This is a genomic window from Roseiconus lacunae (assembly GCF_008312935.1).
Lineage (GTDB): Bacteria > Planctomycetota > Planctomycetia > Pirellulales > Pirellulaceae > Stieleria > Stieleria lacunae.
In genome coordinates this window covers 260,385-284,335 of sequence record NZ_VSZO01000009.1, presented here as the reverse complement: position 1 = coordinate 284,335, position 23,951 = coordinate 260,385, and the positions used below count along the sequence as shown (strand labels likewise).

The window sequence follows — 23,951 nt, the reverse complement described above, 5'->3', positions numbered from 1 at the left end:
AGTAAGTTTCCGGTGCCCGCGGGTTAGCGATGCGATCTTCCGCAAGATCAAGTTTTGCAAGATCTCGTCGTTTATCCCTAGGGGCACAATTGATCTGATACGTGTCGTTCCGCCCAGCCAAACTCTCTTCGACTTTGGCGCAAAGTCTTCACCAACACGTTTTTGTTACCTTGTCTCAGTCCGAACCACTTGCAGTTTCCGAACAAGACGGCGCATCCGAACGACGTGCCGATATTCGGAATGTCGTCATTATCGCCCACGTCGACCATGGCAAGACGACCATGGTTGACTGCTTGCTGCGACAGAGCGGCCAGTTCCGTGACACGGAATTGAAAGGCGAGCAGATTTTGGACTCCAACGACTTAGAGCGAGAGCGTGGGATCACGATTCTGTCGAAGAACATCGCGATCAGTTATCGGGACGTCAAAATCAACTTGATCGACACGCCTGGTCACGCCGACTTTGGCGGTGAGGTCGAGCGAGTGGTGCGAATGGCTGACGGTTGTTTGGTGTTGGTCGATGCCGCCGAAGGCCCGATGCCGCAGACGCGCTATGTTCTGGAAAAGGCCCTCAACGCGGGCGTCAAACCGATTATCGTGGTGAACAAAATCGATCGGCCCGACGCACGGTCTGCCGAGGCGCTCGATGAGGCCCTCGAATTACTCGCCGAACTCGGTGGGGAAGATCAACTCGACTCGGTCGCTTATGTGTTCGCGAGTGCGAAAGCTGGGTTTGCGACCGACGATCCGGAGACGCCGAGTGAAGACATGCGGCCGCTACTCGATCTATTGGTCGATCACCTTCCGGGGCCCGTCGTCGATACCAAGTCTTCCCTGCGGATGATGGCGACGACGTTGGACTGGAGCAAATATGTTGGCCGAATCGCGATCGGCCGAATCGGTGCGGGAGAGATCACCGAGGGGCAAACGATCGATTTGCACCAAAAAGAGGGCGTGGTCAAGCACAAAGTTGCTGGCTTGTATGTGTTTGATAAGCTCGGGCGAACGAAGACCGAGACGGCCACTGCCGGTGACATCGTCGCGATCGAAGGTCTTGAGGGTGTCGAGATCGGTGACACGATTTCGAAGGTCGACGCGAATAATCCCTACCCGCGGTTGGAAGTCGATGAGCCGACGCTGGAAATGGTGTTCGCGGTCAATTCGTCACCACTGGCCGGACGCGAAGGCAAGTACGTGACGACGCGTCAGATTAAGGGCCGGTTGGAAAAGGAGTTGGAGCGGAATGTCGCCCTGCGGGTCGAAATGATCCCGGGTACCGAGGCCTACGCGGTGAAGGGGCGCGGCGTATTGCACCTGGCGGTCTTGATCGAAACGATGCGGCGCGAGGGATACGAGCTGAGCATTGGTAAGCCACGTGTGATTAACCGCGAAATCGACGGCAAGCTTCATGAGCCGTTTGAGCAACTTCGGGTTGAGGTTCCGACCGAGGCAATGGGGCCGGTCATGGAGTTGGTCGGCCTGCGACGTGGCGCGCTCGAGGAAATGAAGCAGCGTGGCGAGTACAGCTTGCTGCGTTTCACCATTCCATCGCGGGGGTTGATCGGGTTGCGAACGCGATTGCTTAATGCGACTCGTGGGACCGCAGTGATTCACAACCGTTTCGATAGCTACCGTCCGCTAGAAGCCGAGGTTCCCCGTCGATCCAACGGTGTGTTGATTTCGATGGTCAGTGGGAAGACGATGCCGTTTGCCCTGTTCGGGTTGCAGGATCGTGGCGAATTTTTCGTGCCCGCCGGGATCGATGTCTATGAAGGCATGATTGTAGGCGAGAATGCTCGTGACAATGACATCACGGTGAATCCTTGCCGCGAGAAAAAGCTGACCAATATGCGTGCCTCTGGTAGCGACGAAAATGTAATTTTAAAGCCGCCGCGCGATATGTCGCTCGAAATGGCACTCGAATACATCGAAGATGACGAACTGGTCGAAGTGACACCGGAAAGCATTCGGTTGCGGAAGATCCTGTTGAAGGAATCCGAACGCCGTCGCGAGCGGCGAAGCTAGGGAATTCCGGATCGATTTCAGGGTTAACCGCATGGCGTTCGCCACGGTTTCGGTGCGTTAACCGGGGTTAACACCCGCGGCTAATGACTCGAACCCGTATTTTCAAATGGAACGAAGTGCTGGGGTGTTCCAAACGGTTTGAACCAAGCCGTTGCCGCGTGCGTAATCGTGAGGGATAATTGTCGTCAGAATCCCGTCGGCGTTTCAAGCTGCCGTGGGCCTTCGGCTGCGTTTTCCCTTCCGTCGCGTGATTGAAGGCTGTCGATTTTTCCCTACCGCCTGGCGCCTTGCCACCGACTGTTTTTCGCCACCGACTGTTTTCTGCCATCGGCCGGTCTGGCCGCCGGTTGGGAGACGTGGTGTGGAATGGACGGTGTCATGCCTGTGCCGGAGTCCCGATAAAATACGGGGACGCGTCAATCGTCATCATCGTATCCCCTGGAATATCTCGCCCGTATCAACGCAACTTCAAGCCTCGGTCGTAGGGTGCCGATTGTCACCCCCACCTTCCTTCTACCCACACAAACACTCGATGACCAAGACAACTTTTACATTTTGCCTCGGTATTTTGGCCGCCTTTTCGTTGGCAATCGTTCCCGGCTGTGGCCAGTCGTCGACGACGACCGTCAGCGAGACCGAAACGGCTGAGCACGATCATGAAGATGGTCATGACCATGGTGATCACGCCGGTCACGACCACGGCGATCATGACGATGACCATAGCCATGACTTTAAGTCGATTGACGAAGTTGTCGCCGAGGTCACCGAGCTGAACAAGGAAATCGCCAAGCATATGAGCGATTCGAACCCCAGCTACGCCCACGGAGCATTGCACCACGTTGGCGAGGTGTTGATCGCCGGCGAAGAGATGGTCGCAAAAATGGATGACTCGGAGACCAAGGCTGCGGCAAAAGCGTCGCTCGAGTCATTGATCAATGACTTCACCGCGGTCGACGATACTTTGCATACATCGGATGAAAATGTTGATCCGGTGGGTAAGTACAACGAAGTGAAGGAATCGATCCAGAAATCGATCGACGAATTGAGCGGCGTGGAATAATCACGTTTGGCCATTGCTTCTAGGGGCAAGTTTATCCGGCGCGGTGTAAGCCGTGATGGGCTTACGCCGTTCCCCGCTGATTGCTTCAAGGATAACGGGCGCCGTTGACCCTTCGTTATCCGCAGAGCGTTAGCGGAAATTCGGCGGGAGCGACAACGCTTCTTGTCAGGTGTTCAACGGTGGCTGAAACGCTGTGTCTGTTAACGCCGTCCGCTGTAGTGGCAATCCAGTGTTGGTACGCTGGATTATTAAAGCTGAGTCGCTGTTATCTGAGGGGCGATGGTAGATGAAGATGTTTATTGGTTTGATTCGATTCACATTTGTCGCCGTGCTCGGCTGCGTTGTCTTGGTCGGGTGTGATTCGGCCGAGCTGGCAACGACCGATGCCAGTCAGGATCGACCTCAGGCGACGGCGCCGGAGTTGTTGCTTTCCGAAGCCCCTGAAGGAGAGGCAAAGACGCCGACGGAAATCAAAGAAGCTGAGATGGAAAACGAAGTCGTCGTGATCGCAGGACGGATCGACGCGGGGGACAGCGATCCGTTTCAGCCAGGCGAGGTCGCGTTTATGATTTCGCAACTTCCCGACGAAGATCACGCCGGTGGCGATCCCGAACACGCTGATAATTGTCCGTTCTGTAAGCGGAAGTTGGCGATGGCTCCCAAGGCGATTGTTCGATTTGTCGGTGCCGACGGAAATGTGATTCCGGGCGATGCACGTACTGCACTGGGGATTAAAAAAGGCGACGTGGTGTTGGTAACCGGTTCGGCGACATTCAATGCCGACATCGACACGGTGATGGTCGACGCGACGAAGCTTCATCTGCGTTAGTCGGCTGTTTCACATCGGCGAGGTCTGCTTTCTGCGGTCGGCAATAATTGCCGGGCTTTCCCAATGGGAGAAGGCTTCCTAGTCGGGGGAACGATCCGCCGAGAATCTCGTCCCGAGAAGGGCCGCCGAATTGCCCTGGGCCGTTCGGGCTGGTACTCTGTTGGGATCGAAAGGGGATGTGTTTTGAGCATCCATGAACTTTCGCTGGCCCCTTCATCTACTCATAGCAGCATTGTCAATGTCGGCCACCACAACGGAAAATAACGGCGAAGTCTTGGTTGTCGGGTTTATGGACAGCAAGATTCTCGATAGCCAACGAATTGAGCAGGTCGGCCGGGAATTGCAGGAGGCCGTACCGCAAGCGATCAACAAGAAACTGTTGTTGAACTTTCGAGGCGTCTCATTCATGTCGTCGGCGATGATCACGAAGTTGGTCATGCTGAATAAGACTTGCAAGGCTCAGAGCGTGAACCTGAAGTTTTGCGAGGTCTCTCCGAACGTCCTCGAGGTCTTCAAAATCACCAACCTCAATAAGCTGTTTGACATCCAAGCATCTGAGGAAAAGGCGATCTCTAGCTTCGAAAAGAAAGGTTGGTTTAGCTGAGGATGCCACCCTCACAGCCCCCCGGTGGTGGCCTTCCGGCCGCGTCAGAGCTACTCGATCTGGAACGTTCGCAAATCGCGCATGACTTGCACGACTTACTGCTTCCGTTGATCTTTGGTGCCTCGGCGACGGTGCAATCGTTGGCGGCGAAAGCAGAGTCGGCAAACGCCGATAGCGACGTCGTTTTGAGTGATAGCGCTAGGCAGCAACTTGGCCAAGTCAACGATTGGTTGCGTGAGGCACTGTCGCTGGGCCGAAATCTACTGACCGAGATCTACCCACCAGAACTCGAGAGTCTCCCCTGGTTGATGGCAGCCAGGGACACCGTGGCGAAGATATGCGGTGCCAACCGCGATGTCACTTGGCAGGTCAGCGAGGGGACACCGCTGGCGGATCCCGATTTGGATCGCAGTGTGGCGACGTCGGCGTATCGGATTCTGGTCGAAGCGGTTCGCAATGCGGTCCGGCATGGCGAAGCGTCAGCGATCACCATCAAATGCGACGACGCGAGGATGGTGGTTCAGGATCATGGTAAAGGATTTGATCCGGAAAGCGTGCCGACCGGTCACTTCGGAATTCGTGCGATGAAGGGGCGAGCCGCCTTGGTCGGGAATCGCGTGGTCGTGGATTCGTCTGTTGGCGGCCCAACCACGGTCACGCTGCACTTTGATTGCGCTCCCGTTGATTGATCGGCGAGTTAGCGAGTGCTTCGTCAACTTTCGAAATTTGGATTAGCCGTATGGAGTTCGCCACGGTCTTGGTGCAATCACCGCGGCTAAATCCCATCGGCTGATGAGCCGACGGGCGGAGATTTAAGATGGTCGGCGCACTAGTTGCTGGCGTTGAACGGGCCGAAGTTGGCGTACGGTTCTCGCCCGCTTTTGACGACGCCCCAGGGTTGAATTTCCTTCGTCCAGACGTCTCGGTATTCACCGTCGCGGTCGCGGTACTCGGCAACAAATTTGACGCTGTTCATGCGGGCGAACGCGTAGTGCCAGCGGTCTTTGCCGTTTAGCTTAATCGATTCGATCAGCAAGAAGACTTCTGGGTCTGTGCCCTGCACAAACGTGTAAATTGCACCGTCGACGATGTCGGAATCCTGATCGCCGTAGCGATAAATTGGTTGGGCGAGCAGTCGAAGTTGGCGAGTGACTGATTCACGATCTGTTTTGGTGATCTGAAACCGTCGTGCGATTGAGCTGAGCTGTCGCGTTCGGCGGGGTTTCGTTTCGGCGACTTCCGGTTGTTCGGGGACTTGTTGCCAGGAAAGACCCGGATCCTGGGAACGCATGACGGTGCGGCCTTGTCGTTGTCCTTCGATTGCTTCGGCGCAGAGTGAATGAAACTCGTGTGATCCGTGTGTCATCGGTGAATACCACTGATAGATCGATCCGATTACTTGTGGTCTCCCATTGTCGGTCCAAAGGTAAACGTTTCCGTAGATCTCACCCGCGACCGGGTTGGACCATCGCAGGACCGAGCGGGGCTGGAATGCGAACTGCCGAGCCGGATTGCTAGTGGGATAGAATTCGTAATTCTTTGCCGCCTCGGTCGTGATTCGCAGGGCGTGATCGGCGTTGCTGTGCGACCGATCGTTGGATGACTGATCGTTGGATGACTGATCGTTGGATGACTGATCGTTGGATGACTGATCGTTGGATGACTGATCGTTGGATGACTGATCGGTGCGTGTCGGGGGTTCGTCGGCGGTTCCTTTTAAAGCGAACGTGGTCACGGCGAACATGATCACGACGCCGATGGATCCACGGCGTGAAGGAGATGCAATCACCATCGTAATGTCGTCCTTTGTTTCGCTGTCACGGTCCGGTTTTCGACTCGCGATTTCGGTCGAGTGTTTCGGTACGGCTAAAAATCGGGTGTGGCCCATCAGCCGTATTTCGTTGGCTAGTGCTTCGTCAACCTTCGAAATTAGGATTAGCCGCATGGCGTTCGCCACGGTTTCGGTGCAATCACCGAGGCGAACGCCCATCGGCCGATGAGCCGAACTCGAACATTTGATCTAGACGGAGCACTAGGTTTGTTGCGGCAGGATGCTTTTCCAATACGTTCTAAGTGACCGCGGACTCGAAAACAAGACAAAAGGTCTAATTTGTAGTGTGTGGCCAGTCGCGATTGATCGCAGGCCGGGGCGTCTTACCAACCTTTGGCGACCAATGCTGGCCGGCGATGAGCGACCGCGTCGACATAGACCGCCGTTGTGGTCCCTTTGATTTCCCCTCTTTGTCGGGTCGTGCGGTCCGGGGTTGATTGTCTGTGTCGATCAACGGAAACTCTTCTCTGGCCTTGATTTCGGTTTGCCGATGTGGCAAACGCCGGCACTGGATTCCCTTTCGCAATTGGCGGTGCACCATGCCTGACTTCTTTCAGCACGAACTGATCACAACCATTCACGACTTGCGGACTGGCGGGTTGGATCAGATGGAAGAGATGTTGGTGGCCGCGACACAGGAGTCCAAGGTCGGCTTAGTTTTGCCGGTGACGGCATCGGACATGCGCGCCGAACCCTTTGACAAGATCGTCGCAGAGCTCGCCGGTGCCGACTACGTCGACACGATTGTGGTGACGCTTGGGGTTGCTCCCGATGAATCCGACTACCAGGAAACGCTACAGAAAGTCGCCTCATTGGGGTCAAGGTGCAAAGTGTTATGGACCGACGGTCCAAAAGTGCAGGGGATGTATGACGAATTGATCGATGCCGGGATTCCGGTCAACACACCCGGCAAAGGGCGTAGCGTGTGGACGGCGTTCGGATACCTGCTTGCAGATCCGTCGATCGAAGTCTTCGCACTCCACGACTGTGACATTGTGGACTACGATCGGACGCTGTTGTCACGATTGTGTCTACCGATGGTGCATCCGGCGCTCGACTTTGAATTCTGCAAAGCGTATTACGCTCGCGTGACCGATCGAATGCACGGCCGAGTGGTTCGGTTGTTGGTAGCGCCGCTGCTGCGGGCGTTGATGAAGATTTACCCCAGTAACCGATTTGTTCATTTCCTAGCGAACTTTCGATATCCGCTCTCAGGTGAATTCTCACTGACGCGAAATCTGGCGAGAACCAATCGGATTCCCAGCGATTGGGGGCTGGAAGTCGGAACGTTGGCAGAAGTGTTCCGCAACACCTCTTTGAAGCGTGTCTGCCAAGCGGACTTGTGTCGTTTGTATGAGCATAAGCATCAGGACGCTTCGTTGCACAACAAGCAGGCGGGACTGATGAAAATGGCGACCGACATTTTGACAACGATCTACCGAACGCTTGCCAGCCAAGGCGTAATTTTGGGCGACGGTGCGTTCATCACCTTGCGGAGCTTGTTTTTGCGCACCGCTCAGGACTGTATTCGACAGTATGCCGCCGATGCACGCGTCAATGGCTTGGATTACGATCGCCATGGCGAAGAAACGATGATTGACGCGTTTGCAACTTGCATCACGACGGCCGCCGAAGTCTTTCGCGCCGACCCTAACGGGGCGGAAGCGATTCCGAACTGGAGTCGGGTGCGAGCCGCGTTTCCAGATTTTGTCGATCGTCTCCGCGACGCGACGTAATGCATCGGCATCGTTGGATTTACCGGAGCGCGGCGGGCAGCGGGACCTCAACGATAGCGGAATCTCATGCGTGCATCGCGATTCACCTTGCTTGCCGCGTGCTGTTTGATCGGGACGTTGACGCTTTGTTCGGAGCCGTTGCGCGGTAGAACCGTAAAAACCAGCACGAGTTGCCCCGAATCTGTGCGATGGCATCGGCGTCTTGCTGGACAGCTCGTTGGACCGGTGAACAATGGACCGGTGATTGTAAGCAGTGGGCCTGTGAACAATCGGCCGCAAAGCATTGGGAGCGGTCGTCGTTGTAAATCTGGACGAACGGACGTTGCTAGGTCACAATGTGTCTTGTGAATCCGTGTCTCCTGAGAACCTCTCCGAAATCCGATGCGTGCCGACTTGTGAGCCGACGGTGTTTAGCCGTGGCGGCGGTTTAGCTGACGTCGCCCGATGCGAACGCGTTCGGCTGAAAAAGCTTCGGATCGGTTGTTCCTAGCCCTCCTGCATTACTCACGCTGGGCCTGGATTGGTCAGGTTGAGTGCACTCAGGCGGATTGCGCCGATCTCTCCCCCACTTTCTCTCGTCAGAATCCATGCCGATCTCGATTCGTTGCCAATGCGGTCAGTCCCTCTCGGTCAAAGAGCAGTTTGCCGGTCGCACCGTTTCCTGCCCAAAGTGCAAGGCGCCAATCCAGGTTCCCGCCGCTCCGGCGGCACAGAGCGTGGGGACGACGGCGGCGGGTAATCCGCTGAACGATCTGTTTGACGAGGAGGGATTCAGCAACAACATCGGTGCGTTGTGTCCGAACTGCAACGCGGAAATGGCTGCCGAAGCGGTGTTGTGCACCAAATGCGGTTTTAATAAGGCCACCGGGCAACTCGTTCGCGGACACATGACCGCAGGCTTGGATATTTCGCCTGGGGCATTGGCACTTGAGCGTGCCGCGGATGACATGAAGCGGGCAGACAAACTGCAACGCGACATGACTGACAAAGCCGGAATGCCGTGGTGGATGCTGGGGTTGATCCTGTTCATCCTGGGGAGCGCGACCGCACTTGCGGTGATGGCATTGATGTCGGCGAACCGTGTGACCGGAGAAAGCTCGTTCAATGCCATGCGTACTTTCTTGCAGCTTTCGGGAACCGCTTGCGCGTTGGTCTCCTTTGGTGCCTTCGTCAAACTTGTCACCGAGGGGTTCCGGCAAGATCGTAACACAGGACTGCTTTGTTTGACGGTGGTTTATTTGTTCGTTTTCGTGTTCCAGCAACCGAAAGGTCGTATCGGTGCCCTGATCGTCATGTTAGTCCTCGGTGGGGTTTCGGCGGGACTGTTGGTGCAAAGTCAGAGTGCCTAGCGAATGCAAGTTCGTAAAATCAGAATCGTGTTTTCGTGAGTGCGGACGACAGAACATCAACCGCAGAGACATGATAGACCACAAGATCTTTTTCTAGTGTCTCAGTCGTCCCCTTACGACGAGGCGAATCAACATGCCTGACTTAGTTGGAACGCCAGAACGTAGTACCGAGCGACGTCCGCAGCTTTCGATTGTGATCCCGGCTTATAACGAGCAGGAAAACATCGGTCCCTGCCTGGATGACCTGATGGCGTTCTTGCTTGATGAGCATCACATTGCAACCGAAGTCATTGTCGTAAATGACAACAGCCAGGATCAGACCGAGGCGGTGGTGCTGGAACGCAAGCAGCGGTGGCCATCGATTCGGCTGGTTCGAAGGCAACCGCCCGGCGGATTTGGGCGTGCGATTCGGACCGGTTTGCAGTATGTCCGTGGAGAGGTCGTGATCGTCTACATGGGTGATCGATCGGATCATCCGGTTGATGCCAAGCGGTATTACGACACCATTCAGGAAGGGTATGATTGCGTTTTCGGTTCGCGCTTCGTCCGCGGTGCCGAGGTCAAGCGTTATCCGCGAGTTAAATTGATCGTCAATCGGCTTGTAAATAAAGCCATTGAGTGGATGTTTTGGACGTCGATGAATGACTTGACCAATGCGTTTAAAGCGTACCGAGCCGACGTCATCGAACGGTGTGGTCCATACCGTGCGTGCCACTTCAATATCACGCTTGAAATGTCGTTGAGTGCGTTGATCAGTGGTTACCGGATCAAGGAGATTCCGATCGGCTGGGAAGGTCGGACTTGGGGATCGACCAACCTACGGATGCGAGAAATGGGGCGGCGGTATCTCTGTACGTTGTTGATGCTGTTCTTTCAGCGAGTCTTGATGTCAGATGACGTCGTCGCCGAAGGCAATCGTGAAATGCAAAACAGTATCGAAGTTTCGCTACCGGAGAAGATCCGTCCTCGTCCGGTTGCTCGTACTTCGATCGGATCAGACCAATCCCAGCGTGCCGAGGAGCAAGACCACGATTCCGGCGGGAATACACCAGGCGGCGAACCAATGTAAGCGATCAAGGCGGCTCCAATTGATCAGCCACTTGAGTGCAAAAATCCCGACGACGAAGGAAATCGCCGCGCCGGCGACCAACTCAATCGCCCCATGGGAAGGCGTCGCTTCTTCGAGCACGTCTTTGATCGCCAGGACCGTCGCGCCGGAAATCGCGGGGATCGCGAGCAGGAATGAAAATGTGACGGCGTCGTCAGTCTTCAGGCCAAGAAACCGTCCGCCTAGGATGGTCGATCCGCTGCGGCTAATCCCGGGAAGAATTGCGAACGCTTGGAAACAGCCGATGATGAAAGCGTTCAGAAACGTCATTTCCTGGTAGTGTCCCTCGCGTTTGGGAAGTTTGCCGAGGACGATCAGCATGGCTCCCGTGACAAGTAGCATCGCGCCGGCGAGGAGCGGATTCTTAAGGACACCTGGGAACTGAGATTTGATCGTCAAGCCGATGATCACAGCCGGGATGGTTCCGACGATCAACAAGGGGATGACACGGCGATCACTGGTGAGCAAGTTAAGGATTCGCTGCCAGTAAATGACCAAAATAGAACCCAGAGTTCCGGCATGCAAAATGATCTCCATCGTGGGCGACTCACTTTGTACCGCCCCGGTGATTTGGTGAAAGATCGCCCCCAAAATGACCAAGTGTCCGGATGAACTGATGGGCAGGAATTCGGCGATCCCCTGGACAATCGCTAGGACGATCGTTTGGATTATGTTCTCGACCACGAGCTGATTCTTGTTTTTTAGGACTTTCGTGGGATGGGCCTGTGAGCGATCCAGATCAAACTCAGTGCCCAAGTATTTCAGTGCCCAAGTATTTCTGACACCGATAAAAATGGGAACCACCCGATGACCGCCTCCGATCACCAAGACACGTCGGCCGACAAAGTCGATCCGAACGGGGTTGATCCGGGTGAAGTTAATCCGAGTCCGCTTGACCCCCACCCGTCGGTCACCTCGCCGCTCGACCTCGCGTCCGAACCGGATTCGTCGGTACCGCCTCGGCCCCCGATGCATCCCACCGTGGTCGGAGACGCGATCAATGTCGCCCGCGGATTTTGCATGGGTGCCGCAGACACAGTGCCCGGTGTCAGCGGTGGCACCGTTGCTCTGATTCTAGGTCACTATGAGCGTTTGGTGACCGCGATCAGTCGAGTCGATCGAGATGCGATCGGTTTGGTGACATCGGGAAGGTTTCGACAAGCATTCGATCATGTCGACGGTCGTTTCTTGGCCGCAATTGGAATGGGGGTTGGCACCGGAATTGTTACCCTAGCGGGCGTGATGCATTGGCTGCTCGATCATCATATGCCAGAAACATTCGCGGTCTTTTTTGGATTGATCATAGCCAGCGTCTTGATCGTCGGCAAAACGATCACGCGTTGGTCGGTCAGTAGTGTCGTCGCATTGGCGTTCGGCGTGGGCGTAGCCATCATGATCGGGCGACTGTCGCCGACCGACGGCGGTGATTCACTGGTGTATTTGTTTGGCTCGGCCGCGATCGCGATTTGTGCGATGATCTTGCCTGGCATCAGCGGTGCGTTCATTTTGTTGTTGCTCGGCGTCTACCATCCGATCACCGGAATGGTCAAAGACTTTGCGAAAGGAAATGTCGACACCCAGGCGTTTCTGTCTTTGACGGTGTTCGCGTGCGGGTGCCTGTTCGGGCTGCTTGCCTTTTCGCGATTGCTTCACTGGATGCTCGACCACCACAAAAATCTTTCGATGGCTGCATTGATCGGGCTGATGCTAGGCAGCGTGGAAAAACTGTGGCCGTTGCAAATTCCGACACCCGAAACGGCATCGCTTAAGATGAAGGAGCGAGTGATGCAAACGATTCATCCAAGCGATTGGGAAGGCAATCTCTGGTCGTTGCTTGCTTTGGCGATCGTTTCCGCGGTCGCGATTTTGGTGCTCGAGCGGATCGCCGGCGCTGCTACTGAGGCGGCTGAGAATGGAATCGCCGGTTGAAGATGTCCGGGTCAAAGGGGTTCTTGACTTCAGGCATTCGCCGGACGTGTTCCGTCGATGATTCGGGCTGATCGCGAGTTTGTTCTCCAGGAAACCACGTCGGTGATTCGTCGGAAGAATTTGCGATTGGGTCCGATTGAAAGTCGCCCGGTTCGGACCAGGGCGTGACCTTGGGGGCCGATTGAGCGAATGGAATTTGCGCGGTGGCAACGCGGTGCGAAGCGGTTTCGGAGGACAACGGTTGCGCGTCAGAAAACGTCGTCGGCGAATTCGTTTGTTCGGTCTGTGGTAGGCTGGCTAACCATCGGTCGAGTTGCAGCATCATGGGCGAGTTTTCTTGACCGAAGGTCCGTTTCGCCCCACCGTGTCCGTCCATCGCTCGAACTCTGATTTCGCTGGCGGCAAGGTGATCACGGTCAACGAATTTCAGGATCTCGACCAAGTTCTCACGGGCGGTCGAAGACGGCGCCCAGCGAGCTCGCGAGGAGGGGTGGATTTGGAATGTTCGCTCGTTGTTCTCTTGTTTGGTGTGGCAACCGCTACATCGATTGAAAAAGATCGGTTGGACGCGCGCTTGGTACCAATAAATTGCCTCTTCGGGCAGCGCCAATGACTCCGAGGTCGGTTCGGTGACGTCGTTCGTCGGTTGGTTTTCGATCGGCGTTTCGTGGGAGACCGTTTGAATCGTCGATGCAGCAGGGGCGGGCCGTTCCATGTCGGCACGCAACCGACCGGCGATCTGTCTTAGCAGGCGATTGGTTTCACTACCGCGTGGATCGACTTCGCGTGCCAGCAGGGCGTCACGAGCCGCTTGACGTAGCATGTCGTTTCGCAAATACCAGCGAGCATCGGCATGGATCGCCGCAACATCACCGGCGAATCGGTTGCTTTTACGGTACTCGTACAAATCTGCCGCCGAGGGCGCGACGAGCGACACTTGTGCGGAGGCGACGCGGATCGCGGAACCATCGCCACGTTTAATTTCGACGGTGTTACCAAGACGCAGTACCTGACCGACAAGTAGGTTGTCGTTGCGGAGCAAGACATAGGAATCGGACACCGCCGTTATTTCGGCTGGTCGGCCGCTTGGCTGATTTGTCGATTGATCGATCGCGTTCTTGTCCGTTTCGTCGGCGATAGGAAAAGGAAACGCGTTGGGTGGTTCCGCACTCGTGTGACCGCCCATGATCGCTGCGCCGCCGATGGCGAAACCGGCGGCCAACAAACTGGCTCGGGCGCGACGATGGAGGTGACGGAGGACGATTGTCATAGGAATTGCCAAGGTCAACGTTCTGTGTGGGAACCATTGGCGGAACAAAACGACCGCCTCACAGAACGAGCTAGCAAGAACGTCTTGGTTAGGTCAAGATCGATCCTGCACATACGCGAATGGCAACGAGCCGTGGCGATCGACAAAGTCGACATTTGAATGCGTCAATCACGCGTTTGACATTGGATTTTGTCGCAAAGCTAACGTGGACCCCAGGCGCCGTATTTGCTAAGACTTTCGAGTGCCGGTCTTCCGTCCCGGAAGGCCGTGCAGTTTTTAAGCACAGTTGTCGCCATGACTTGCGAAATCGTGTCGGTTGCGGAGTTCGTATTCGTTTTGGAGAACGCTCCTTGATCGATGACTCCTTTTTGGTGCACTGACAGCATTGGGCGAAGGACTCGCATTTGCCAGGTTCTGCCCACGAAGGCCCGACGCGAGCGCGTCCGGTCGGTGGTTGCCGTTTGATGAAATAATCTGCTTCACGTCTCGACTCGAAGGATCGAATGTCGACCAACGCCGCTCAGCCGAGTCGTACGCGGGTACGCGAATCCAACACGCCAACGCCTGAGAAGTTGCGAAGTGATTCTCCGTGTGATTGGCAGTCAAGAATTCTGTTTGTCGATGACAATGTACGGTCGATCGGCGGGCATTACTTAGAACTCGCCAGTCTGCTCGCCGAAGGAGCGTCCGAACTGGGGTACGGCGCGGTACTTGCCAGTCATCGCAGCTTTGGATCGGTAGTGGCGAGGCATACGGATGATCCGCGATTGTCGATGTTCCAGGTCGATTCACGTTTCACTGTTCGGCGAATGGAAAATTGGTCCCTGGGAATCGACGGCCCATCGCGTTGCAAGCGAGACTTGACGGGGCGACCGGTGGGGAGCTCCCCCGAGCGGCTGCGTCAAAAAATCGCCGATTGGTTTTGCCGTCCGGGACGACGCCCAAGCCGGATGATTGAGCAATGGTCCGACCAGTTTTATGCATCGTTGGTTGACTTTCGCCCGAGGCGAGGTGATGTGGTAGTGGTCAACACGGCGGGTGACTTCCAGATGTTAGCGTTGGCTCGTGCGATGAAGCGTTTCGAAAGCCACAAAACATTTCAACGATGCCAGATCCATGCGGTCTTCCATTTCGCCGTTTACGAGGGCCGTCCCGATTGGCGTTCGATTCAGTTTGGTGATCAAGTCAACGCATCGGTTGCGGCCATACGTAATTCGGGCGGTCATCGAATCCAGATTCATGCGACGACCGAACCGCTAAGAAACCAGCTGCGTCGCGTCGGCATCAGTGCCACCGCAATCGACTACCCGACTCGGCCACGGGCGGTCCCGCCAAAGACCCGCGAAACACCCGTCAAGGTCTTGTTGGCAGGCTTGCCACGAGCGGAGAAAGGACGCGATGAGATCAGGCGGTTGCTGCAGGCGATCGAGCCTGAAATGCTTCGTAGCGGTCGCATGCAAGTCTCTTTGCAATGTGATCCCAGACGTTGGCAGCGAGTCATCCCGAAGAGTTTACAAGATGTCTATCACACCGCCGTGAGCGGTATCGGTGACGATGAGACTGCCGGGAATCTCGCCCTGGAAATAAAGCTCGGCAATCTTTCCAGCGATGACTATCACCGATGGCTGGACACCGCCGACATCGGGTTGTTCTTGTACGACGCAAAACGCTACGTCGCCAGATGCAGCGGAGTCTTACTGGAAATGCTCATCCGTGGATCTGCCGTGATCGTTCCCGAGGGATGTTGGTTAGCCGACCAGGTTCGCCTGGCGGAGACGCATCCTGAAGGCGGGAAAATAGGTTGGGTCTATCGTTCGATCGATGAGTTGCCTTCGTTGATGCGTCAGGCAACCGACGAGATCGCGGAAGTCCGTGAGTCCTGCAAGCGTTATGCCGCCCGAATCACGCGGCGTCATTCGGGGACACAATCGCTGCTTGCGATGGGCGTTCGAGACCTGCGTGAAACGACGGTCGAACGAGCCGCATAGGGAAAGTTGATCGATGAAATTAAAGCACTTGCTTCGGTACCCTTCGCAGATTCGGCTCGCGAAATCGCTGCTCCGTTCTCGGAAGCCGCTCGAAACGGAACCTCGAGGGATTTTAGGCATCGATCTCTACACCGATCATCTGCTGTTTGATTGTGCTCGCCACCTGACCTGTATCGCGGCGGTCGCCCAGCAATCGGGCTATGCGGTGAACCTTCGTTGCACGAAATCGATGTTGGCGGCGTTAGCTCATAAACCGCTGGGGCGATCGTTTCTTGGAATGCAACACGTTCGCTGGTTAGGATCTCGTCAGATTTTTCCGGCGCATGCGGTCGTCTTGACCGATGTGCTTGAGTATCACGCCAACCGAGTGCACGCCGGGCAGCACCTAATCAGTATGCTGATCGGAAACGATGTGGTGCCCGGGACAACTGTGATGCCGTACCCAATGCATCCTAATCAAATCTCGGTGCGAACCCTCGCTGATCGAAATCGATTGCGAAGCCGAGAAAAACGGGGCATTTTCTTTGCCGGAAATCAAAAGCAACGCTACGGCCGGGCCAAAATGCAGAATCACTTTGGGGTCCTTTCAAGGCTGGAGATCGTTGCCACCTTACGAGAGGCGTTTCCTGAATTGCTTGACGCCCAACGCGAAGACCGATTGGTGCTCGTGGATACGTCGGTCGAAAAGATCGAACAGCAAAAATGGATTTCGAAGCTCGCCGAGCATCAGTTCTTTGTGTGCTGCCCTGGGGCTTCGCAGCCGATGTGCCATAACGTGATCGAAGCAATGAGTGTGGGGGTGATTCCGATCATCGAATACGACGATCGATTCTATCCATCGCTGCAAGACGGCGAAAACTGTATCGCTTTTCGAGGACGCAGGGGATTAGTCCATGCGGTGAAACGCATCCAGTCGATGACGCGATTGGAACGAGACCGAATGTCTGCGAACGTCTGCCGATACTTTGATCGGAATCTTGACGGATGTGAATTCCTCGGCAAGCTTTTTCGCGCCGGCCGGTCTCGAGAGATTCGTTTTGTTTCGATGCCATTTCATGACAAGAATTTCTTCGATCCAGCCGCTGTCGAAGCATCGGATCCTTCCGAGCCGCGGAAAGCGGAATTGCCAGTGTCGCGGCGCGTGGCATAGTACGGGAGTCGATCGGCGTCGCGATTGATCAGTCTGCTTGTTGCGACGTCTTGGATCTGTTCAACTTGGGTGGCCCGAAAGTCCCACTTGCCTTTCGTCGCCGAATGATTGGTGTTGGTATGTGATTGCCCGCCCCGCTCCCCACTGTTTTGTTTTTGTTGACCATCCATGCGTGTACTTGTCACCGGCCCGGCTGGGTTTCTTGGCAACGAAATCGTCCAGCAACTACTTGAGCGAGGCGACGAAGTGGTGGGCGTCTCCCGTGGTGACTACCCGGGGTTGGAAAGTCGGATCGACTATCGTCGTGGAGATCTTTCCAATGCGGAGTTCAGCCGACAAGCGATTCGTGATGTTGACGTTGTCGTTCATACCGCCGCGGTCGCAGGAGTGTGGGGGCCGGACGAAATGTTTCACCGGATCAACACGCTTGCGACGGAGAATGTCATCAAGAGTTGTCGGGACAATGGGATACGAAACTTGGTGTTTACCAGCAGTCCCAGTGTGACGTTCGCCGGTGACGATCAATGTGACACCAACGAATCGGTCGGCTATCCGGAACGCTTTTTGTGCGCTTATCCGCGGACCAAGGCGGCGGCCGAACAAGCCGTGCTCAAGGCTCATCGATTGGGCGAACTGAATACCTGCGCGCTGCGTCCCCATTTGATCTGGGGTGAAGATGACCCTCACTTGCTAGCCCGAGTGATCGAACGCGCAAAATCAGGAAAGCTGAAGATCGTCGGCGATGGCAAGAATTTGATCGATACGGTTCACGTGATCAACGCAGCGGGTGCGCACTTGGATGCGATCGATGCGTTGAATCAGCAGCCCGAACTTGCCGGTGGCAGGGCGTATTTCATCGCACAAGATGAACCGGTCAACTGCTGGCACTGGATCCAGTCGATCTGCGAGGTCGCGGGGGTGCCGGGGCCTACCAAACGGGTTTCTTTTCCGGCAGCCTATGCGGCGGGGGCGATGTTGGAGACGATTTATCGGGTGTTGGGCCGGCAACAGGAGCCACCGATGACGCGATTTGTTGCTGCTCAATTGGCCAAACACCACTACTTTGACATCTCTTCGGCTAAGCAACGACTAGGGTATCACGTGCGGATCTCGATGGCGGAGGGGCTGCAACGGTTACGCGATGCGTGGGCAGCGCGTTAGACTGATGCCGTCGCGGAAGCCGCCGAGGCTTTCGGGAATTTGAAGAGGGAATCCGTCGGGGCGAACCGAAACTCTCGGCGAGTTCCGTTACCTGCTTTATCCCCCACGAGTTGATGTCGACCAGCGACGTTCGCAATATCGAAGCGTTAGAACAGTTTCGGCAGGGGATCTTAAAACTTGCCGACGACTGGGACAAAACGCTGCAAGAAATTCGCATCAGCGTTCACCGTGCGCAGCGTTACTACACCGACGATGTGCCTCGTTATTGGCGGCGTCAGGTCGAATTGGCCGAGCAGGAATTGACCGAATCAAAAGACGAGCTTCAGCGAAAACAGTCTGCGGCGCGGGCATCGGATCGCGTCAGTGCCCTTGAAGCTCAGAAACGTGTTGCGCGAGCCAAGCAGCGACTTGAGTTTTGCCGGCAACGGCAGCGCAACGCAAAATCGTTGTCGATCGAAATCAGTCACCAGTGTGACGAGATGCTCGGTCCCTTGGCAGACATGACCGATCACAGCGAAAATCAGTTACCGGCTGCCGCCGCGAAGCTACAGACCATGCTCGAAGCATTGCACCGCTATTCCGATGCGTCCGCGATTCCACGACTCGACACGGCAGCCCCCGAACCCGACGCACCCGCATCCAAGCCGAACGATCAAGACCCGACGACCTAACTGACTATGTCTTCCGAATCCTCATCTATTTCCGATCCCACCACGTCCATTATTAGCGCACTGCGAGATGCCGACGGCAGCCGAACAGAAATGCTGGAGCAACTCGTCGAGTTCTATCGCCAACAGCAGCTTCCGATGGAATTGTTCGAAGCGAGAAAGTTACTCGTCCGAGATCGCATCGGGTTGTCGCTGGTGGCCGACAGCAATGAACCGATTCGTAGCGACGAAATAGAGCGGCAGTTAGAGACTGGGCTATTGGAGGCGTGCCGCGAGTCGGGGGAGATGTTGCTGCGGCAAGGACGCGTGTTTGAAGGTTGGACGTATTTACGACCGGTCGGCGACAACGAACTGGTGCGCTCGCTTCTTGCCGACGTTCCGATCACCGAAGACAACTGTGAAGAAATGCAACGCGTCTTGCTGCATGAAGGCGTTGACGTCGCGCGTGGGTATCAGTCGGTATTGGATTTCCAGGGGACTTGCAACAGCATCACCGTTTACGATCAGTTCTTGAGTCAACGTAGCAAGGCGGATCGGCAAGCCGCGGGGGCGTGTTTGCTCGATCACTTTTACGGCGAGTTGACCGGCTTGGTTCGCGAAGACATTACGTCACGCGATAAGGCACCCGGGCCAGACGAATCGTTACACGACATGATCCATCAGCGTCCGTGGGTGTTGAAGGAAGGCGGCTACCATCTTGATACCACGCACCTGTCGGCGACCGTGCGAATCGCGTCCGTTTTGACGGAACCCGATCAGCTTCGAAAAGCTTGGGAACTGACCCAGTATGGTCGACAGCTTCATCATCAGTTCCAGTATCCCGGTGATGAACCGTTTGTCGATTTCTATCCCGCCTATGCGGCGTATTATTCGATCTTACTGGGCGAAAACGTTGATGCCGGTTTGAAGCTGTTCCAGCGAAAGGCGATGTCGGTCGATACGCAGCAACACGGTACGGGCGCGATCGAAACCTACGTCGACTTGTTGCACCGCGTCGGGCGTCCGATCGAAGCGATCGAGTTTGCGATCCGGTCGGTTCCCGAGGATGTGCCCCCCTCGACGCTCGTTCCGCAATTGTTGGAGATCGCGGAAACGGCCAAGCAAATGGGCGATTCGTCCGGTTATGACAAAATCATTGACTACTGTACCGATCGCAACGATGCGTTGTCGCTAGCGATCGCGAAGTACGCAACGCTGCAAGCCTGACCACACTTCGACTTGCAGCGTCTTTGCCGGGGTCACGCGGTCATTGAACACTTCTTGGTTAGCGAATGCCTCGGGGGCGACCGGCCACGGTTTGCTGTTCTTGCATGTGACCGATCGACATTCCGATCCAGCCGTCACGCAATTCGAACTGTGTGATCTTTGTGTCTTCGCTGACTCGTTCTTGCAGCAGTTCGTCGGACGTCAGTTGCAGCGGACGCGAGTGGGCGAGGACTTTGTTGAACACCGCTCGAACTGGCAAACGAGTTCGCATCGACATTCCGGGGCCGCTGATGCTCAGATGCCCATCGCGGACTAAGGACGCCCCTAAGCCATCGATTTGCGGAACATAGGTCGCTCGCACGATGAAGTTACGCAGTTTCAAGTGGTCGTTGTCTTGAAGCCGGATGATTCGCATCGTCACCCAGACCTTGCCGTCTTCGATTTCAACGGTGATCGGGCGATGTTTGGCGAATTGGATTTGGATGTCTTCCGGGATGTCTTCGGGGACCGTTTTATCTTGCATCCCCAGCAGGTCGAAACACTGTGATAGCACATCGCGGATCGGCATCACCTCGTCTTGCGGGACCAGTTGCTCGAGTGTGTTGTTGAGTGCCGATTGGTGAATTTGAAGACTCATCAAGCTGCCAGTCAACGCACGCGGTCGCGGGGTCATCGCGGCGAGTTGCCAATCGCCAGCCATGCGATAGCGTGCGATCAGACGATTGTTGGTCGATTGCATGTCGACCACTTGTGGCTTCAGTTGCAATCGGGTGAGCGGTCCAAAGATTGATTGCGCGAACCGTTCGCTGGACTGGTCGACTTTTTCGCGAACCGTCGCCGTGATTTCTTCGCCGACTTCGGTTTGGATTCGTTCCCGAGCCATGCGGTTGGACAACGATGCTTTTTCGAGGTATTCCATTTCGGCAAATGCTCGGACCAAGCTACCGACAAGCGGCCAATCGTCGTAGTGCGTATTGATGCCCCGCAGTCGCGATGCGCCACCGACAGAAACATCCACCGCTCCCAATTCAACATTGGAGGGCTTAATGGAGATGGGCGTCGACGCAGAGAATGGGTTGTTGCTAGACGTTCGGACGGCGGCGGGGCCACGACGCCCGATGCTGCGTGTGGAAACGCTCCCGTTGGTTCGCAAGTCGATTTCCCAAGCCCCGTAGGCCGGACGCAAGGCTAGGCCTAGCTGGCTTTCAATCGTACTGACGCCTGTCACTCGGCTGCCCAGCATGGTTGTTCGAACCGGGACGTGACGCGATGGAATTTCTGGCAGCAGTTGGTTCAGCATCTCGTCGGTGATCGAAAACCGTACGTTCGCATTTCGGTAGTACAGGTCGATGTTGTCTGCCAATTGTTTGACGCTTTGATGACGGGCGTACCGGAGCGCCTGCATCGACTGGGCGACTTCGGCGGTGACCAAGTCAATGGCGTTTGATTCGGCCTTTTCGATTTGATGCAAGAACGCAGAGTAGTCGATCGGTCCGGTGGCCCATGGGCGGACCGCTACGGCCACGGCTTCCACGGCTTCACTATCAAGCCAGTTGCGATGGGATGCTTCGAGATTTGGCCATTGGATCCGAGAAAGAAACTTTTGTGATAGTTCCTGGCGATCCCCGTCGGTGCCACTGGTGAAGGCCAATCCGAGATCACTGAGCAATAGGAATTGGTCCCAGCCGTCGGCATCCCCAGTTTCTGGCAAGGCTGATTTCAATGTGTCGATCGCTTCGATTGCGCCAACCAAGTCGTCGCCCACGTATTGCGTTTGTGGGTAGTCCCCAGAGTTGATCTGGTAGATCGGATACCACACCAGCAGTCGTCGCTGAACCGAATAGGCCGCTTGAAGCCAAGCGACTTGCTCGCTGCGGTAGGCGATCGCTTCGGCGTGACTGAACGCGAAGTGGCAAGCCTGCTGAAGTTGATCCAACATTGCCGGAACCTGGTCATCGCCCAGTCGTTTCGTTTGCGGTAGCTGTTCGAGAATGCCGCGGACGGTCGAAGACCAATCTAGCAAGTCACTCGACGAAACCACCATCTGTGGCCCCACGGGCACATTGACCGTACGGATCAAGTTTTCGCGAGGTTGTGTGGCAGCGACACGATCGAGTTGATCGAGTTGCTCCAACAGCTTTGCGGCGACCGGCCAAGTTTTTGAACGAGCTTTGGCGAGCGGACGCGATGGTTCGGCATTGCTTTCTTCGCTGGCCTCGTCAGCCAGGTCAACGATCGCCGGTGATGCTTGTTGCAACTCGGTACGCTGTGGTGTTTCGTGTTCACCAAGTGCCGGGATCGCTTTCGCAGAGAGGTCGGATTCTAGCTCAGGCGACAATCGCGATGGCGGACGAGACTCTTTGGCGATCCGTTCGACTTGGAAATCGTCAGTCGTCGGTCGTTCAGCCAATCGCGGTGGGATCAGTTCGACCGATTGCGACGCATCATGATCGACCAACGGCAGGTCAAGCGATTCGTCATGAGTCAAAACCGAAGCTCCCACGGTAAGATCGAGCAGCTCGGAAGAAAGATCGATCACCGGTGATTCCGGAGTCGACTCGGCGATCTCGGTCGCCTGACGTTGTGGCTGCCGCTGACGCGAAGAGGCTGGCTCGGCAACGACATCGAAACCAAACAGATCGCTCTGGCTGTTCAGTGTCGGTGCAGGGATCCCGGCAACGACCGGTTGCTTCACATTAATCGGGGCATCAAGCCAAGATTCGATCGCCGAAAGATCGCTCGTGGACTCGGACTCCTCACGGTCGGAGGTGACTTCGGGAGTCACGCTCGGATTTGCGATCGCGATTTCAAACGCGTCGGATCTCGTCGGCAGTTCAGGAGCGGAAGTGGCGGTGGGCACGGTCGACAATTGAGCCGGCGAACGATGCTCGCTGGATTCCGAAGCGAGGGGCGATTCGGTCTTGGCCGAGTCGCGACTTGCCAGTTCAGCGATGCCCGGGGTTTCCTTTTGCACCGCGACCGTTTTTTGGTCAACGTCGGGTAGTGAGATTTCGCCATCGGGGTGGACGATCGAAAACCACAAACCGGCAGTTCGGCCTGCTAATGCCCTCGTAAAAGCATTCCGCTGGAGGGCAACGCCACCGAGTAGAATGACAAGTGTGGCCGCCGTTAGAGGCCAAACGAAGAGAGAGCGTTTTACGTCCTTGCGCATTGCGTGACCATCGGTCTTGGGGAATAGGAGGTGGCAATCCAAACCGCCTTGCCTACCAAAATCGGCTAGATCATGATCTCGGTTCAGCGATGATCGGTGGGCGTCGGTAAATCTCGGCGGAGTCGGTACGACATGCTCCGGCAGGATTTGCCCCTTCAGTAAGATTCCGTCAACTTTTGCTCACGTCGCTTCAAGTTGAGGGAAATGCCGCTCGCTGCGAAGCAAAAAAACGAGTGTCTTCGGACGCAGGAAAGGTGTGTTGTCCCCCCGCTGGTTCCCGAATGCTTTGCTGCTGCGATGCCGGGTGTACGGAACCGCCGGCGTTGACAAAACTATGGGGCTGGCTGAGAAAAGCCATGGCGCGAAACGAGTGAAGTGTCCTGGAGAGGAAATGGCGAAGAAGAAATCAAATACGGGGTTCGAATACGTCGAGCCGATTGGTGACCGAGTCTTGGTCCGCAAGGATGAACCCAAGCGTGAAACCCGTGGTGGGATCGCGCTTCCCGATGCGGCGGAGATTCCGACGATCACCGGTCGAATCGTTACGATCAGCGCCGTCGTAGAAAACGATGAAGAATTGCCGCTTCGCCAGTACGACAAAATCCTCTTCCATCCCAAGAACGCGATCCCAGTTGACCTAGAACATGACAATCAATTGTTCGTCGTTCCGGTCGACGACATCGTGGCCGTCTTTCGACGCGAAAAACCAGAAGACACTTGAACAGTCGCCGCAGAAACCTCACTAAGACTTTTTCCACTTTGCGGTGAGAGTCGTTACACTAAAGTTCCGTTCCAGTTTTGATTTCTGGGTTAGCCGAATGGCGTTCGCCACGGTTTCCAAGCAGTCAGCGGGGCGAACGCCCATC

General features: G+C 55.9%; 19 protein-coding genes. 15 read left to right on the top strand and 4 right to left on the bottom strand.

From position 1 onward, the window contains the following. The first annotated feature begins 170 nt into the window (after positions 1-170). From typA to FYC48_RS13755, 5 genes are all read left to right on the top strand, one after another. Positions 171-2,024, top strand: a complete 1,854-nt coding sequence (gene typA / locus FYC48_RS13775; protein WP_149497378.1) for a translational GTPase TypA — start codon at positions 171-173, stop codon at positions 2,022-2,024. Positions 2,025-2,556: 532 nt separating this feature from the next. Next, positions 2,557-3,084: a hypothetical protein gene (locus tag FYC48_RS28145; RefSeq protein ID WP_200836602.1), complete on the top strand. Its 528-nt coding sequence runs from the start codon at positions 2,557-2,559 to the stop codon at positions 3,082-3,084. Between the two features lie 286 nt (positions 3,085-3,370). Then, positions 3,371-3,913, top strand: a complete 543-nt coding sequence (locus tag FYC48_RS13765) for a hypothetical protein (protein WP_149497283.1) — start codon at positions 3,371-3,373, stop codon at positions 3,911-3,913. 238 nt (positions 3,914-4,151) lie between these two features. Continuing rightward, complete coding sequence (locus FYC48_RS13760; protein WP_149497282.1) at positions 4,152-4,517, top strand: STAS domain-containing protein; 366 nt, start codon at positions 4,152-4,154, stop codon at positions 4,515-4,517. 2 nt (positions 4,518-4,519) lie between these two features. Beyond that, on the top strand, positions 4,520-5,206 hold the full coding sequence (locus tag FYC48_RS13755; protein WP_149497281.1) for a sensor histidine kinase: 687 nt from the start codon (positions 4,520-4,522) through the stop codon (positions 5,204-5,206). A 140-nt stretch (positions 5,207-5,346) separates the two neighbouring features. Here the strand turns inward: FYC48_RS13755 and FYC48_RS13750 are convergent, their stop codons facing one another. Next, complete coding sequence (locus FYC48_RS13750) at positions 5,347-6,405, bottom strand: hypothetical protein (protein WP_149497280.1); 1,059 nt, start codon at positions 6,403-6,405, stop codon at positions 5,347-5,349. A gap of 482 nt (positions 6,406-6,887) precedes the next feature. On the opposite strand from FYC48_RS13750, the gene FYC48_RS13745 reads away from it, so the two are divergent. The 3 genes from FYC48_RS13745 (at position 6,888) to FYC48_RS13735 (ending at position 10,502) form a co-directional block, all read left to right on the top strand. After that, positions 6,888-8,084 (top strand): glycosyltransferase family protein, encoded by a 1,197-nt coding sequence (locus tag FYC48_RS13745; RefSeq protein WP_149497279.1) that lies wholly within the window; start codon positions 6,888-6,890, stop codon positions 8,082-8,084. 587 nt (positions 8,085-8,671) lie between these two features. After that, on the top strand, positions 8,672-9,433 hold the full coding sequence (locus FYC48_RS13740) for a hypothetical protein (RefSeq protein WP_149497278.1): 762 nt from the start codon (positions 8,672-8,674) through the stop codon (positions 9,431-9,433). 133 nt (positions 9,434-9,566) lie between these two features. After that, complete coding sequence (locus tag FYC48_RS13735) at positions 9,567-10,502, top strand: glycosyltransferase family 2 protein (RefSeq protein ID WP_149497277.1); 936 nt, start codon at positions 9,567-9,569, stop codon at positions 10,500-10,502. Here FYC48_RS13735 and FYC48_RS13730 read toward each other — a convergent pair. After that, entirely contained in the window at positions 10,428-11,225 is a 798-nt protein-coding gene (locus FYC48_RS13730; protein WP_235034249.1) for an undecaprenyl-diphosphate phosphatase, read from the bottom strand. The two genes, FYC48_RS13735 and FYC48_RS13730, sit on opposite strands and share 75 nt — an antisense overlap. A 123-nt stretch (positions 11,226-11,348) precedes the next feature. Between FYC48_RS13730 and FYC48_RS13725 the strand changes: the two genes are divergently transcribed. Further along, positions 11,349-12,470 (top strand): DUF368 domain-containing protein, encoded by a 1,122-nt coding sequence (locus FYC48_RS13725; RefSeq protein ID WP_149497276.1) that lies wholly within the window; start codon positions 11,349-11,351, stop codon positions 12,468-12,470. Here FYC48_RS13725 and FYC48_RS13720 read toward each other — a convergent pair. Beyond that, the gene (locus FYC48_RS13720; RefSeq protein WP_149497275.1) at positions 12,436-13,740 is read right to left on the bottom strand and encodes a hypothetical protein; all 1,305 of its coding nucleotides are present in this window, start codon (positions 13,738-13,740) and stop codon (positions 12,436-12,438) included. The genes FYC48_RS13725 and FYC48_RS13720 overlap by 35 nt on opposite strands. 503 nt (positions 13,741-14,243) lie before the next feature. Here FYC48_RS13720 and FYC48_RS13715 point away from each other — a divergent pair. The 5 genes from FYC48_RS13715 (at position 14,244) to FYC48_RS13695 (ending at position 19,913) form a co-directional block, all read left to right on the top strand. Beyond that, positions 14,244-15,728 carry a hypothetical protein gene (locus tag FYC48_RS13715; protein WP_149497274.1) on the top strand — a complete coding sequence of 495 codons (1,485 nt, stop codon included), beginning with the start codon at positions 14,244-14,246 and terminating at the stop codon, positions 15,726-15,728. Between the two features lie 13 nt (positions 15,729-15,741). After that, complete coding sequence (locus tag FYC48_RS13710; RefSeq protein WP_149497273.1) at positions 15,742-16,878, top strand: glycosyltransferase family protein; 1,137 nt, start codon at positions 15,742-15,744, stop codon at positions 16,876-16,878. Positions 16,879-17,046: 168 nt separating this feature from the next. After that, on the top strand, positions 17,047-18,039 hold the full coding sequence (locus tag FYC48_RS13705; RefSeq protein WP_149497272.1) for an NAD-dependent epimerase/dehydratase family protein: 993 nt from the start codon (positions 17,047-17,049) through the stop codon (positions 18,037-18,039). 113 nt (positions 18,040-18,152) lie between these two features. Then, positions 18,153-18,710: a hypothetical protein gene (locus FYC48_RS13700; RefSeq protein ID WP_149497271.1), complete on the top strand. Its 558-nt coding sequence runs from the start codon at positions 18,153-18,155 to the stop codon at positions 18,708-18,710. Positions 18,711-18,716: 6 nt separating this feature from the next. Next, positions 18,717-19,913: a hypothetical protein gene (locus tag FYC48_RS13695; protein WP_230774602.1), complete on the top strand. Its 1,197-nt coding sequence runs from the start codon at positions 18,717-18,719 to the stop codon at positions 19,911-19,913. Positions 19,914-19,971: 58 nt separating this feature from the next. Here FYC48_RS13695 and FYC48_RS13690 read toward each other — a convergent pair whose 3' ends face one another. After that, on the bottom strand, positions 19,972-23,085 hold the full coding sequence (locus FYC48_RS13690; protein ID WP_160149512.1) for a hypothetical protein: 3,114 nt from the start codon (positions 23,083-23,085) through the stop codon (positions 19,972-19,974). A gap of 391 nt (positions 23,086-23,476) precedes the next feature. Between FYC48_RS13690 and FYC48_RS13685 the strand changes: the two genes are divergently transcribed. Continuing rightward, entirely contained in the window at positions 23,477-23,806 is a 330-nt protein-coding gene (locus FYC48_RS13685; protein ID WP_149497269.1) for a co-chaperone GroES, read from the top strand. The last annotated feature ends 145 nt before the right edge of the window (positions 23,807-23,951 follow it).